Here is a 13691-nt window from a genome sequence, read left to right as displayed (position 1 = left end):
GCCAGCGTACGAGCCCCGCCGCGCCGCAGCTCAGCCGCACGATCGGCAACTGGAGTGCGGATCACTGCTGGGGTTTCGCGCCCGACCTAGGATGGGCCGGTGACTGAGCCTCAGCAGGGCTTCGCGATCGGTGTCGATCTCGGGACGTCCAACACGGTGGCCGTGGTGCGCTGGCCCGACGGGCGCACCCGACCGCTGCTCGTCGACGGCGCGCCCATCATGCCGTCCGGGGTCTTCGTCGACGAGCACGGCAGGCTGCACGTCGGCCGGGACGCGGCGCGCCTCGCGGGGCTCGACCCGTCGCGCTTCGAGCCCAACCCGAAGCGCCGCATCGACGAGCCGACCGTCCTGCTCGGCGACCGCGAGATCCCGACCGTCGACCTGCTCGCCGCGATCCTGGCCGCCGTCGCCCGCGCGGCCGTCGAGGCGGTGGGGTTCCTGCCCACGGCGGTCCTGACCTACCCGGCCGCGTGGGGCACCGTCCGCCGCGACACGCTCGCCAACGCCGCCCGGCGCGCGGGATGGCCGCCGGTCATGCTGGTCCCCGAGCCGGTTGCCGCCGCTCGATATTTCGCTGATGTACTGCGCCGCCCCGTCCCCGTGGGCTCCGCCCTCGCCGTCTTCGACTTCGGTGGCGGCACGCTCGACATCGCGGTCGTACGCAACGACAACGGGCGCTTCACCGTCATCGGCTCCGGCGGCGTCGAGGACCTCGGCGGTCTCGACATCGACGCCGCGCTCGTCGAGCACCTCGGCCAGGTCATCTCGGGCTTCGCCCCGGCGACCTGGGAGGCGCTGCGCAACCCGGCGACCACCACGCAGCGCCGCGACCGGCGGCTCTTCTGGGACGACGTCCGCGGCGGGAAGGAGATGCTGTCCCGCACGACGGTCGCGCCGATCACCGTGCCCGGCGCCGACCAGGCGATCCACCTCACCCGCGAGGAGCTGGACCGGGTCGTCGGGCCGCTGATCCACCGCGCGGTCTGGGAGACGGGCTCGGTCATCGCTTCCGCAGGGCTGCGGGGCGACCAGCTCGCCGGCCTGTTCCTGGTCGGTGGGTCCTCCCGCCTGCCGCTCGCCGCCCGGCGGCTGCACGCCGAGTTGGGGATCGCGCCGACGGTACTGGAGCAGCCCGAACTCCCGGTCGCGGAAGGAGCCCTGGCCGAACTGGCACCGCCGGCGCCGCCGGGTTTTGCGGGCGGCGAGATGACCTCTGCCACCGGCTACGGCGCCAGCCCGACGACGGCCTTCAACGGCGTGCCGGCTGGTCCGGCCGCCGCGTCTGTGTCACCCAGCTTCGGGGCCGCGCCTACGTCCGGTGGTTTCGGGGCGGCGCCTACGTCCGGCGGGTTCGGCGGCGGGCCCGTGTCCGGGGGCGGTGCGCCTGGGTATCCGATGTCCGCGTCGCAGGTCATTCCGCCTGGTCAGTACGGCGCGAGCGCTCCGCCGACCGGGCCGATCCCTGTGCCGCCCGCGCCGCGTCCGCGCCGCCGGCTGCTCTTCGCCGGGATCGCCGCGGTCGTCGTGCTCGCGCTCGTCGCCGCCGGCGGCTATTTCTGGTTCTTCCGCGACCGGTCCACCACCGTCGACTTCGCCACGCTCAAGGCCGAGAAGGCGTTCGACATGGCCGACCCGACGAAGATCGACCTCGTCGACTCCGCCACGCTCAACGACCGCGCCGTCATCGGCTGGCGGGTCGAGAAGCAGTACTTCGTCCAGGCCATCGACCTCGACGGCATGAAGACGTCCTGGTCGAAGATCGCCCTCGACGGCGACTTCAGCAAATGGGCCATCGCCGCGTATTCGGGCGGCATCGTCGTCACCGGCACCGGCTCGTCCACCGGCGCCGTCTACATCCTCGACTGGAAGAACGGCAAGACGGTCTGGCAGGGCAGCTACAGCTCCTACGACAAGGTGTTCGCCCTCGGCCCGGTGCTGGCCATCCACCGCGAAGAGGGCAAGAAGACCGAGGCGGTCACCTGGGCCGGCAAAACTGCCTGGACCCGGCCGGACAATGCGAAAGGCTCGGACCTCTACGGCCAGACCAGAAGCAGCGAGCTCCATGGCCCGTCCAACTTCGCCGGCCAGTCGACCAACCGCGACATGAAGGCCCGCGACGACCTCATCAGCATCGACGGCGATGACCAGATCCGCCTCGTCGACGCCACCAGCGGCAAAGACATCCGCAGCTGGAACAACGTCGGCGAATACGGGGCCATCTATCTCGCCCACGAGGACAAGCTGTTCGTCGCGGGCGGCAGCACCAAGTACACCGTCAACGTCTACGACCTGAGCAGCGCCGGGCAGCCGAGCCAGATCTACAGCTTCCCCAACGACAAGGTCGAGGTCATCGCCATGGCGCCGTGCGCCGACGACCGGCTGTGCCTCATCGACGGCACCTACGACGGCAAGGTCAACACCGTCCGTGCCATTTCCGTCGCGGACAAGAAACAGGTCTGGGAAGCGGCCGCCCCCGGCAGCACCACCCTCATCCCGGTCGGGCGCCAGGTCCTCGCCACCAACTGGGACACCCCGGCCAGCGTGCTGCTGTCGTTCGAAGGCAAACAACTGCTGAAGAACGAGGACAAGGACTCCTACGGTGTCCGCGTCACGGCCGGCAGCCTGATGTTCTTCACCGGCACATTGAGCGCCTCGTCCGCCTCGAACGTGACCCTGATCGGCGTGACGGCGTCGTCGGGGGAGCGGATCGCGCTGGGCCCGCTGACGAAGACGATCGGGCAGAGCTGCTCGTGGACGGCGTCGGTGATCCTGTGCGCCTCTGAGGGCAAGTTCCAGGTGTGGCGGTTCGCCGCTGCGTGAGCTGAATAAGAAAGGGCCCGGCGTGGTGTGCGCCGGGCCCTTTCTCTTACTGCTTTGGAGCCTTTGGATCAGATACGCAGGCCGGTCGCGGCGTTGAACGCGTGGTGCGTGTTCACGTGCGGCCGGACGTACACGATCTCCGTCAGGCGCGGCGTGCGGCGCGGGTCGGCGCGCACGACGAAGCGCTCGTCCTGGCCCTCGAGGGCGACGGTGCCGTGCACGTACGCGTCGGAGCCGAGCTCCTCGACCAGGTCGACGGTGATCGGGATGCCACCGTCGTTCGGGCCGACCAGGTCCGTGTCCTCGGGCCGGAACCCGACCGTGACGCGGTTGCCGCCACCGTCGGCCTGCGCCGCGGTGAGCTGCTCACGGGTCAGCGGCAGCGTCACGTCACCGAACCGGCCGCCCTTCTCCGTCAGCGGCACCGTCTTGATGTTCATGGCCGGCGAGCCCATGAAGCCCGCGACGAACACGTTGGCCGGACGGTCGTACAGCGCGCGCGGGCTGTCGACCTGCTGCAGCACACCATCCAGCAGCACGGCGACGCGGTGACCCATGGTCATGGCCTCGACCTGGTCGTGCGTGACGTACACCGTGGTGATGCCGAGCTTCGCCTGCAGCGTCGCGATCTGCGAACGCGTCTGCACACGCAGCTTCGCGTCGAGGTTCGACAGCGGCTCATCCATGAGGAAGACCTGCGGCTCACGCACGATGGCGCGACCCATGGCGACACGCTGCCGCTGACCACCGGACAGCGCCTTCGGCTTCCGGCCGAGGTAGTCCTCCAGCTGCAGCATGGCAGCGGCTTCCTTGACCCGCCGGTCGATCTCGTGCTTCGGCGTCTTGCGCAGCTTCAGCGCGAACGCCATGTTCTCGTACACCGTCATGTGCGGGTACAGCGCGTAGTTCTGGAACACCATCGCAATGTCCCGCGCCTTCGGCGGCAGGTGCGTGACGTTCCGGTCGTTGATCAGAATGTCGCCGGCGTCGACGTCCTCGAGCCCGGCAAGCATGCGCAGCGAGGTCGACTTGCCGCAGCCGGAGGGCCCGACGAGAACCAGGAACTCGCCGTCCCCGATCTCAAGGTTCAGCTGGTCGACCGCGGGGCGCGGGGTGCCCGGGTAGATCCGGGACGCTTTCGCGTACGTGACCGTAGCCATGACAGGGTGCCACCTTCCACCGGCAGGAACGTGCCGGACGATCCGAGTAGAAGCTCCCGGGCGCGGCGGTGCAGCCCCGGAGTTCCCGTAACAGTAGGCGGCCTTCCCCCAACTGCCAAGGTCGCTACACCTTTTTGCCCCGCTTTACGCCGACATGGCCGACACGTATGTCGGAGGCGGACCCGCCGGGCGGCCCGGTAGGATCGATCTGCTGGCCGACGTGGCGCAATTGGTAGCGCACCCGACTTGTAATCGGAAGGTTGCGGGTTCAAGTCCCGCCGTCGGCTCAATGTAAATGCCCTGACCAGGCGTAACCTGGTCAGGGCATTTAGTGTTGTCGATTGCGATTTGAACCTGCCCCCAGAAACTCCCCGTTAACCAGTTCGGGCGATCAGGTTCGGCACCCGCCCCAAGCCTGGCGCTGGTCGCTGTCAGGCGGCCCGGTCAGCGTCGCGTTGCCAGCCGGACTCGTCGGCGGGTCCGCCGCTGGCGCCGAGCCGTTCGAGGATGTCGGAGACGTCAGGGGCGAGCGCGGGCTTTTCGATGTAGTGCTGGTTTGTAGTCCCCTCACTGGCATGCCCGAGCTGGGCTGCCGCGCTCTTGGTGTTGGCCTCCTTGTCGATGAGGGTGGCGACGGTTTTGCGGAAGGTATGGGGGATGACCCATTCCAGGTTGGCCTCGGCGCGGGCCTGGCGCCACTGGCGACGGACGTTGTTCGGCGACAGCCAGGTGCTACGTCGGGACGCGAAGATCGCATCGTTGGGGTTGTCCGAAGCGCCGAACTTGCGGGCCAGCAGCATGCCGACCGCGAAGTTCGGCAGCACGAGCATCCTGTAGCCCGCGTCGGTCTTGGTCCAGTTCTGGCGCACGACGCCCTTGCCCTTGACGTAGATCAAGGTGCCACAGATCGTCAGGGTAGGACGTTCGACGGCGAGGTCTAGGTCTTCCCACCGCAATGCGAGCGTCTCGCCGATGCGGGCGCCGGTCGCGAGCATGAGGTCGACGATGTCCGCCAAGTCGCCGGTGTGCCGCGGACCCGGCTTGCCTGGCGTGGGCTGCTGCCACTGCCGGATCGCCGCGCGAACCGCCTGCAGATGCTCGTCCGTCAGCGCGATCACCTTGCGGCGGGAGGTACGCAGTCGTGCGGTGTCCCGGACCGGGTTGTTTGAAATTGCGCCATGCCGTACGGCGAGCGCGAACATCTGGCCGAGGACGACTTTGGCACCCTTCGCTGCTGACGGGAAGTCTTTCGCGATGTCGCGTAGGAACCGGTCGAGACGGCCAACGGTGGCCTCCCGGATCCGCAGCTTGCCGAGTGCCGGCCGAACCCTGGTGCGCAGGATCGAGGTGTAGGTCTCAATGGACTGCTCCGTCACACGCTCCTCGGCCGTGATCTCGTCAAGCCACAAGTCGGCGAGGGTGTCGATGTGGGTGTCCCGGGTGATCTCATCGTCGTTCGGTGTGGTCCGGTCGCGGAGTTTGACTTTCAGGGCTCGAATGGCAGCGGGGTCGGTGTCGCCGCTGGCCTCGACATCCCGAGTCTTTCCGTCGTAGTCGCGGAAGCGGGCTCGGGCACGGAATCGGTTCGGGCCGAGCTGTTGCGTGCGGATCTTTCCCCATGTGCCGACGGGTAGTTCAGGTCTGGCCACAGCTCACCGCTCCGAGTCTGTGTTGGCGTCGAGCCAGCGCTCGACCTCGCTGCGGCGGTACCGGAGGGTGTTGCCGACGCGGATCGCGCGTGGCCCTTTGCCCCTGCTGTGCCATGCATAGAGGGTGTTCTTGGGCTTGCCCAACCAGGTGGCGACGTCGGTGATGCTGAGTAGCGGGTCGGGTCGCCAGACGGTGACATCCGGCGTGGTCATGGCTGGTCCGCTGCGGTCGAATCGGTGCCCGGAACCGACCGGGTGTCGCTGGGGCCGGGGGCAGTGGCCGCGTGGGCGCGTGGCGCCCCGTGGACCGGTTGGGGATGGGGTGGGCATGAATCAGGTGTCCTATCGGGTGTCCGGCCGTGTGACTGCCGGGGACGGCGGACGCGGCCCGGTGCTGATGCGATTGCGGGCCGTTCCGGTTGCGAACATCGATCCATGCCGCCGGGGGCGAAGGCGTCAAGGCTGCGATCAGCAGCAGCAGTGAGCGTCTGACGAGCTGGGCCGGGCTGGTGATGCTCACGGGTGGACTCGTCATTCAGGGACCGCGCCGCGTTGGCGGTGTGCCTGCGAGGGGCATCGCTCCTGGCGGGCGCCGACGTGGGACGGGTGTGCGCGCCCGCCTGAAAGATGAGCAGATCCTCGTGCTGGATCAGCCATTGCGGGTCTCCGGCGGCGACGGCCTCCCGCACGTTCTTCTGCTGAAAGAACGAGGCCCGCGGCACCAGGATGCCGTCGCGGACTCCGGTGATGAGCGCGACGAGTTCCTCGACCAGGGTCAGTCCGGCGGCGAGCCCGGCGGCGGCGACCATACCGGGGATGTCGATGAGTTCGCCGCGTCGCCGGTACGGCCGTGCGGTGACCGCGACATAGCCGCCGGGCCGCAGCACAGCCGCGCAGCCGGTGAGGATCTGCGCGAACCCTTCGGCCAGCTCGGCATGGTCGGTGTAGGCGAGGTTCCCGGCGTCGGTGCCGTACCGGTGATGGATCTTCCGGACCTTGCCCCGGCGAGCGCCCGGCGTGCGGGCGTGACCGTGGGTGGATGGCCCGTACGGCGGTGAGGTGATGACCAGCGAGATCCGTCCGTGGACCTCGGGTGGGAGCAGGGCGGGCAGGCGGCGGGCGTCGCCGGTGTAGATCTCGCCGGTGCCGGTGGCGCCCTGGCTGGTGGCGAGGCGGATGTTGTCGCCGGCGTGCTGCGCCCACCGAGCCTCGTATTCGACGCCGATGCCGTGGCGGCCGAGGTGCATCGCCTCGACGATGGTGGTGCCGATGCCGGCCATCGGGTCGGCGACCTGGTCGCCTTGCTCGGTGTAGGTGGCGATGAGGTAGCGGGGGATGGTGGGCAGCATCTTGCCCGGGTGTTCCATCGAGGCGGGCGTGTACCGGTCGCGTCGCATGTCCCGGGAGAGGGTCTGCCCGGTGAGCAGGACCGAGCCTTGGACGCCGGCGGCGATGAGTTCGAACAGTCGGGCGACGTCAGGGCCTGTGCCGTCTGCCGGGTCGATGCCGACCGCGAACGCGTCGGTGGACGGGATGGGTTCACGCATCTGCAGCCTCCTGATCGGTTCTGGTCGTGCCGAAGGCGAGGACGTCCAGGTGCATGGGGGCGTGCCGACCGTTGAGCAGCGCGGGCCGGGTGCTGGCGGCGGTGGCCGGGTCGGTGCGTGGCTCGGTGTCCGGGAGGGGGACCAGCAGCGTCGGGAGGTGCTGGTGGTAGCGCAGTCCGGCGGCGCGGGCGGCGGTGATGACGGTGCTGCGCCGGGAGATCCGGCCCGGCTCCGGGGTCTGGGCGGGCAGCACTGTGAGCACGAACCCGCCGGGGCGCAGCAGCCGCCGCCACTGGTCCATGGCCTCGGTCAATGTCCGCAGGCTGAGGCGGTCGCCGCCGGGTCGCGGCAGTCCGGCCAGCAGCAGAGAGACGCCATTGTCGGTGAGGCTTCGGATGCGGGCGGGCCGGGCACGGATGCCGGTGAGCCGGACCTGGCTGGTGTCGCCGTCGGTGACGAGGGCGGCCGGGCGGCGGTGCAGGTACCGGGCGGCGCGGGCGACGGTCGGGTGCGCGTCGAGGTCGAGCACGACGTCACCGGCGCGGGTGTAGTGCCGGATCAGCCAGGCGAGGCGGTGCGGGTCGAGCCCGTACCAGGATTCGGCGCCTGCCAACGGCGCGCGGCGCTGGTGCGCCGGGACGAGGAGCAGCCCGACGCGCGGGCGTTCAGGGCCGGGATCGGGAGTGTGCTGAGGCGTCTGCGGCATGGGTGGTGTGGCCACGTCCGCTGATAAGCGCTGACACTAAGGGAATACAAATTCCGGCCTCGATTTGGAATCCGGGCGGCTGACCATCTGGCCATGAAGTCTCGGGCGCGGCCGTGTTTAACCCCATGAACAAGATTCTCACCGAGGTTGAACACGCAGGTCAGACGTTGAACACCGCTGCGGAGCCACCGGCAACACGTCGACGAAGATGACCTTCAGCCGGGTGCCGCCTCGCGGGCGTTCCACCACCTTACGGCAGGCGGCCGACGCCACCATGAACAAGATCGACCCTCCACCGTGAACAAGATCGTTTCTACGGGTGTAATGGGTTGAACAAGATCAGCCATCGGTATGCCCGCCGCCGTCGACCATGAACACACCTGGCCCGCGCCACTTGGCGCGTGCCTTTTTGCGTCTGCCCTCCCGGGCGCGTTCCCGGCGCGTCGAGGTGGGTGGGCCGCCCGTTGGCGGCGGGTTGAACGGGCGGCCGCGCCGTTACACAGACCCCAAGCACCGGCCCCACACTGCGCCGAGGTGTGCATCCAAGGCTGTCCTCGTCGCCTCGGCCGGGCATGCTGCGTTCAACCTGAAACAAGATCATCAGTGTTCACGATGTGTCCAACCGCCCTGGTGGCGTGGGGGCTGCACCGCCGGACGGCCCTTGTCCGCCGGTTCGGCATCCCGACTCACCATCAGGGAGAACATCCATGTCTACGAACACTCGCCTGGTCGCCGGCCACCTGGCCGAGCACCCGGGCGCCCGGCCCGGTGCCGTGCTGTTGGACGCGATCGAGTACCGGTTCCGGCTGGCGGCGGAGGGCCCGCAGCCGCAGGCGGTCGACGGCCGCCAGCTCGGTCACGGCCTGCCGCGCCGCCGGATCGCGCTGCCGGAGCTGTCCGCGATCCTCATGCACCCCTCCTGCAGTGCCGCGGCCCAGGACGCCGCCTGGAGGTTCCTCGTCACCCAGGCCCGCACCGGCGCGGACCGGTGGGTCGTCGGCGCGGTCGGTGTCGCGTTGCCGGGGCTGCGGCACCGCGCGCACCTGCTGTCGAAGCTGTCGGCCGGGGACCTGCACGCGGCCCTGGTGGAGGCGTTCCTGAAGGCGTTGAACAAGGTCGACATCGACCAGCCTGGCGTCGTGAACGCCCTGCTCAACGCCGCGTTCTCCGGTGCTCGCGCCGGGCTGCGCGAGCAGGAACCGGCCGCGACCGGGGAGGCGCACTTCGCGCCCGGCTCGGCGCTGCCACCCGCCCCGTACGGTCACCCCGACCTGGTCCTCGCCCGCGCGGTGCGCCTGGGTGTGCTCACCGTCGCGGAGGCCGACCTGATCGGCGGCACGTACCTGGAGGACGTCAGCGTCGCGGACTACGCCGAACGGACCGGCCTGCCGCGCTGGGGTGTCTACAAGCGGCGCACCGCCGCCGTCGAGCGGCTCGTCGCGGCGATCCGGGCCGGTGCGCTCAGCGACCCGACCACCGACGTCATCGCCGAGGCCACCCTGCGCACCGCCCCCGAGCTGACGCCCGGCCGCCGCCGCCGCTGAGACACCGCCGCTGAGCTGCGATTTTCCAAAACGACCCGCGGATTTGTATTCCCTTAGTGCGGGACTTCCCGCGTAGGTGACCCCGACCGGCCCCGCTGACGGCGCTGACACTCCGTTCGCCCGGCCCACCTGACCTCTGTGAGGAGGACGGCCCCCGCGCCGGTCGGAATCCCAGGCCACCACGTGCGGATTCTCTGCTCCCGCCTCTGCCACCCACGCGCCGCGTACGTGCCCCGCCATGCCCGGGGCCGGTCGCGGCCTGCGCCCGGAGGTGCCCAATCCCATGAACGCCAAGCCCAACCGAGTGCGCCCGCCGCGACGCAAGCCCTCCCGGCGGTTGCGCCGGCCACGGATGCACCCCTCGAACTGGGTGCTCTACCAGGCGACCCGCCTCGTCCCGATCGGCATCGTCCTGGCCGGTGTGCTGGCCTTCGCGGCGGTGCTCGGCGACACGGCCGTTGCCGCCGCCGATGCGGGGGCGCCGGTGCCGCTGGCGGCCGACTCGATCCAGGCGGTCGTCAACAACATCCGGGTCTGGCTCGTCGGGATCCTCGTGGCCGTCGCCACGCTGTTCCTCACCATCGGCGGCCTGCGGTATCTGGCCGCCAACGGCGACCCGGGCGAGAACGAAAAGGGCAAGCTCGCCATGAAGTCCGCAGCCCTCGGGTACGCCCTCGCGCTGCTGGCGCCGTTGTTCGTCACCATCGTCGGGCAGTGGGTGGCCTAGCCATGGCATCGACCCCAACGCACGCCGGGCGGGGCCTCGGCCGCCTCGCCCGGCTGGCCCTCGCGCTGCTACTCAGCGCTGGTCTGGTCGCTGGCATCGCGGTGGCGTTGACCGCCCCGGCGATGGCCGACCCGTCACCGATGCCCGGACCTGGGCAGACCACCTCCCCACCGCCCGGCATCCCGGACACGGGCAGCCGTCCGAGCCCGAGTGGGACCGTGCTCATGCCCGGCCACAACCCAACAACCAACCCCAACCCCAACCCGAACCCGACGCCGTCACCGATCGGGCCACCGCCGACCGGCAACCCGAACCCGACCGAGACGCCCCAACCGAACCCGACGCCCGGCGGCAACCCGACGACGCTGTCCGCCACGTCTGATGACGATCCAGCCTGGTACGACATCCCCGGCCAGATCCGCAAGGCGATCAACGACTTCTTCGCCTGGATGATCGAGGCCAGCCTTACCCCGATCATGAACACGCTCGGCACGACTGTCCTGTCGACCCCGGACCTGACGAACAACCCGCAGGTCAAGGCGATCTGGACGACGTGCCTCGTCATCGCCAACGCCGTCTTCGTGCTGTTCGTGGTCTTCGGCGGGTTCATCGTCACGTCACGGGAGACTCTGCAGACCCGTCACGGCCTCAAGGAGATCCTGCCGCGCCTGATCATCGGCGGGGTCGGCGCGAACATGTCGCTCGTCCTGATCCGCGAGATCCTCAACGCCGTCAATGGCCTGACCGCCGCGATCGCCGGTCAAGGCGTCGACGGCCACGCGGCGGCGAGCGCGATCACCCAGGCACTCACCGGCGCGATCATGGGTCACGGCTTCCTGTTCCTGTTGATGGTCCTCGCCGTACTGGTGATGGCGATCTTTGTGCTGTTCACCTTCATCGTGCGAGTCGCTTGCCTGATCCTGCTGGTCGGCTCCGCGCCGCTCGCGCTGATCTGCCACAGCACGCCGCAGACCGAGGGCCTCGCCTACACGTGGTGGCGGGCGTTCGGCGTGTGCCTCGGCATGCAGCTCGCCCAGGCCGTGATCATGCTGGCCACGATCCGGGTGTTCCTCACCCCGTCCAGCGGCGCGGTCCTCGGCCTGCCGGTCGGCGAAGACGGGCTCCTCGGCATCCTGGTCTGCCTCACGATGCTGTGGGTCCAGATCAAACTGCCGGGCTGGATGAAGATGTTCATCCTCGGGCCGCTCGGCCAGTCCAAGGGCAAGGGTCTGCTCGGCCAGCTCATCACCACCGTCCTGACCATCAAGACCCTCGGGGCGGCGGCCGGCATCCTGGGCGGGGCGAAGGCGGCAGGCGGTCTCGCGGGGACGGCCGCCCGGCGAGGAGCCGGGGCGGCGCCCCGTCCCGGCGGTCCCGGCCGTCCCGGTCCCGGGCGGGCGCCCCGTCCCGGACCGCCTCGCCCGCCCCGGCCGTCCCGCCCGGGACCGTCCCGGCCGTCCCCGGCTCCCGCCGGACCGGCCGCGTTCAGCAACGCGCCGGTGACGCATACGCCCTTGGCGCAGCCCGCCGGGACCACGGCCGCCCCGGCGTTGAGCAACGCCACGCCGCCCGCTACGCCGAACTCCTCTCCGGCGGGCGCGGTCCCGCCCGCCGCGTTCTCGGCGGCACCCGGCGCGACACCGGACACGGCATCGTCGGCTGCGCCGCCGGCGAGCGTGACGCCGTTCAGTCACGCGCCGAGCACCTCGGCGTCGAGCACCGCGACGACCCGCTCCGCACCGCCCTCCACCAGGGCGCCGGCGGTGGCGTTCTCGGCGGCGCCGAAGGCCCAGACCGCGCCGAAGCGGCCTCCGGGACCGGTCACGCCGACGTTCTCCACGGCCACGGCACCGCCGTCTCGGCCGCGTCCGACAGTGGCGAAGCGAGCCCCGACAACGCCCCCACAGGCGCCCCGGCCGACCGCTGCCACCCGGGCACCGACCCCGGCGCTCCGCCCGTCCCCGCCGGATCGTCCGGCCGTCCCGTCCCCGGCGCCCCGTCCCGTCCCGGCCCCGGGTCGGTTCCGGTGACCGGTCCGTCCCCGACCGCCCGGCCGTCCCCGCCGGATCGGCCGTCCCCACCGCCCCGCCCGTCCCCGCCGGTTCGTCCGGCGGTCCCGTCCCCGGCGGCGCCGAGCGTCCCGCCCCGTCCCGTCCGTCGCCGTCCCCGAGGGGAGTGAGCACCGATGCCCCGTCGTCCCCCTGATGAGCCGCTGCGGGCGCGAGTCCCCGCCGACGTCGAGCGGGCTGACCGGATCGTGTTCAACCTGACCCTGCGTCAGGTGGTCATCCTGTCCGTCACCGCGTTGATCCATTACGCGGTGCCCACTACAGATCAACGGCTACGTATACGCCGCCGCGAACCCCGTCACCGACAGCGACCCAACCGGCCTGCGAACCTATAGCGGCGTCGAAGACTGCGGCAGCGACTTGAGCCACGGCAACTCCGCCTGGGGTAACGGATCGACCAAGAAGAGTTCCGCCAAGAACAAAAAGGTCTGCGGCGGAAACGGCAGTTGCTATCGCGGCAAACCGCGCAAGTCGACACCCGGCAAGACCGTCCATGAACAGAACTGCGCCGGCATGACGGCTGCGGGCTGCAAGTTGTACGAGGACAGAGAGGCCGAGTTCCGCGCGCGCAACCAGCAAACCCACGTCATGAAGACCGCGGCCCTTGCCGGCTCGGGCGGATCGACCTCAGGCTGTGACTCTGTCGGCTGCCTCTACTACGGTCCAGGCCCGGTCCCTGACGGCTGCATGGGTATGCCAGCGGTCCTGTGCAACGCTGCCATTAATCTGGACAAGTACACCATCGCTTCAGGTTCGGCCTGCTTCTTCGTATGTTTGGGCGCGAATTATCAGAATGGCAAGGTGACTCCATTTCTTGGACTGGGAATCGGCATGGGGTTCGCTGGGACCGCTGGCCTTGTCAGCGCTACGCCTGCTGAACAAAATACGGCTGGCTGGGCGGTGTGCATGGGTGACGGGCCTGGTGCCTGTTATGTGGGTGGTATTAAAGGCAAGACTGGTGAGGGTGCGGGCGGGCACTCGGACACGTACCATGGTGTGACAGTTGGCGTTGGGGTCACCCTCTGGGCAGGAATGACATTCGGGCTTGGCACCTTTGATCTAGCCACTTTTACATATACCCCCCCCGTCCGACTTCTAAGATACTCGAAGGGATGCCCGTAATGCTTATATTAGTGGGACTGCTCTTGGCAATCGTTGGCCTTGTTTTGGCAACAAACTATAAAGGGCTGGTAACAAAGCACATCGCAATGTCGTCGCGATTCGTGGCGCCGTTCAGTCCACTTAGGCGTGGTCTTTCTGAGGGCCGACTGGCTCGTCGGCAGTCCAGCATGATTCTTCTTGAACGCGTGTTGGGCGCTGTGCTTTTTTTGTGGGGACTTGGCGCTGTCATCAGCGGCGTCTGGAATTGGGCTTTCGGCTAGTACGGCAGCCGCCGTTCGGGATGTTGCTGGTTGACGGGGCTGGACAGAGCACGGCCACCGCGTGATCGTCTGTGCGTTGTGGACACA

11 protein-coding genes and 1 tRNA gene are annotated in these 13691 nt (G+C 69.4%); 7 read left to right on the top strand and 5 right to left on the bottom strand.

Annotation, left to right across the window (positions count from 1 at the left end):
- Positions 1-99: 99 nt before the first annotated feature.
- Positions 100-2820 carry an Hsp70 family protein gene (locus tag ACZ6TV_RS50535; RefSeq protein ID WP_465308045.1) on the top strand — a complete coding sequence of 907 codons (2721 nt, stop codon included), beginning with the start codon at positions 100-102 and terminating at the stop codon, positions 2818-2820.
- Positions 2821-2888: 68 nt separating this feature from the next.
- Here ACZ6TV_RS50535 and ACZ6TV_RS50530 read toward each other — a convergent pair whose 3' ends face one another.
- A complete protein-coding gene (locus tag ACZ6TV_RS50530) occupies positions 2889-3980 on the bottom strand; it encodes an ABC transporter ATP-binding protein (protein WP_465308043.1) in 1092 nt (363 codons plus the stop codon).
- A gap of 214 nt (positions 3981-4194) precedes the next feature.
- On the opposite strand from ACZ6TV_RS50530, the gene ACZ6TV_RS50525 reads away from it, so the two are divergent.
- A tRNA-Thr gene (locus ACZ6TV_RS50525) sits at positions 4195-4267 on the top strand.
- Positions 4268-4411: 144 nt separating this feature from the next.
- Here the strand turns inward: ACZ6TV_RS50525 and ACZ6TV_RS50520 are convergent.
- From ACZ6TV_RS50520 to ACZ6TV_RS50505, 4 genes are read right to left on the bottom strand one after another with little or no spacing between them, the layout of a single operon-like run.
- Complete coding sequence (locus ACZ6TV_RS50520; protein WP_465308041.1) at positions 4412-5629, bottom strand: tyrosine-type recombinase/integrase; 1218 nt, start codon at positions 5627-5629, stop codon at positions 4412-4414.
- Between the two features lie 3 nt (positions 5630-5632).
- Positions 5633-5842, bottom strand: a complete 210-nt coding sequence (locus ACZ6TV_RS50515; protein ID WP_465308039.1) for a helix-turn-helix transcriptional regulator — start codon at positions 5840-5842, stop codon at positions 5633-5635.
- A complete protein-coding gene (locus ACZ6TV_RS50510) occupies positions 5839-7176 on the bottom strand; it encodes a TRM11 family SAM-dependent methyltransferase (RefSeq protein WP_465308037.1) in 1338 nt (445 codons plus the stop codon). The genes ACZ6TV_RS50515 and ACZ6TV_RS50510 overlap by 4 nt, the downstream gene beginning before the upstream one ends.
- Positions 7169-7882, bottom strand: a complete 714-nt coding sequence (locus ACZ6TV_RS50505; RefSeq protein WP_465308035.1) for a hypothetical protein — start codon at positions 7880-7882, stop codon at positions 7169-7171. The genes ACZ6TV_RS50510 and ACZ6TV_RS50505 overlap by 8 nt, the downstream gene beginning before the upstream one ends.
- A 707-nt stretch (positions 7883-8589) precedes the next feature.
- Here ACZ6TV_RS50505 and ACZ6TV_RS50500 point away from each other — a divergent pair.
- The 5 genes from ACZ6TV_RS50500 (at position 8590) to ACZ6TV_RS50480 (ending at position 13344) form a co-directional block, all read left to right on the top strand.
- Positions 8590-9426, top strand: a complete 837-nt coding sequence (locus ACZ6TV_RS50500) for a hypothetical protein (RefSeq protein WP_465308033.1) — start codon at positions 8590-8592, stop codon at positions 9424-9426.
- Between the two features lie 283 nt (positions 9427-9709).
- On the top strand, positions 9710-10153 hold the full coding sequence (locus ACZ6TV_RS50495; RefSeq protein WP_465308031.1) for a pilin: 444 nt from the start codon (positions 9710-9712) through the stop codon (positions 10151-10153).
- 2 nt (positions 10154-10155) lie between these two features.
- Positions 10156-12183, top strand: a complete 2028-nt coding sequence (locus ACZ6TV_RS50490; protein ID WP_465308029.1) for a hypothetical protein — start codon at positions 10156-10158, stop codon at positions 12181-12183.
- 155 nt (positions 12184-12338) lie between these two features.
- On the top strand, positions 12339-12557 hold the full coding sequence (locus ACZ6TV_RS50485) for a PrgI family protein (protein ID WP_465308027.1): 219 nt from the start codon (positions 12339-12341) through the stop codon (positions 12555-12557).
- A gap of 25 nt (positions 12558-12582) precedes the next feature.
- The gene (locus tag ACZ6TV_RS50480) at positions 12583-13344 is read left to right on the top strand and encodes a hypothetical protein (protein ID WP_465308025.1); all 762 of its coding nucleotides are present in this window, start codon (positions 12583-12585) and stop codon (positions 13342-13344) included.
- The last annotated feature ends 347 nt before the right edge of the window (positions 13345-13691 follow it).

The sequence above is a fragment of the Dactylosporangium sp. NPDC051087 genome (assembly GCF_055586325.1).
This window is presented reverse-complemented; position numbering and strand designations above follow the sequence as displayed.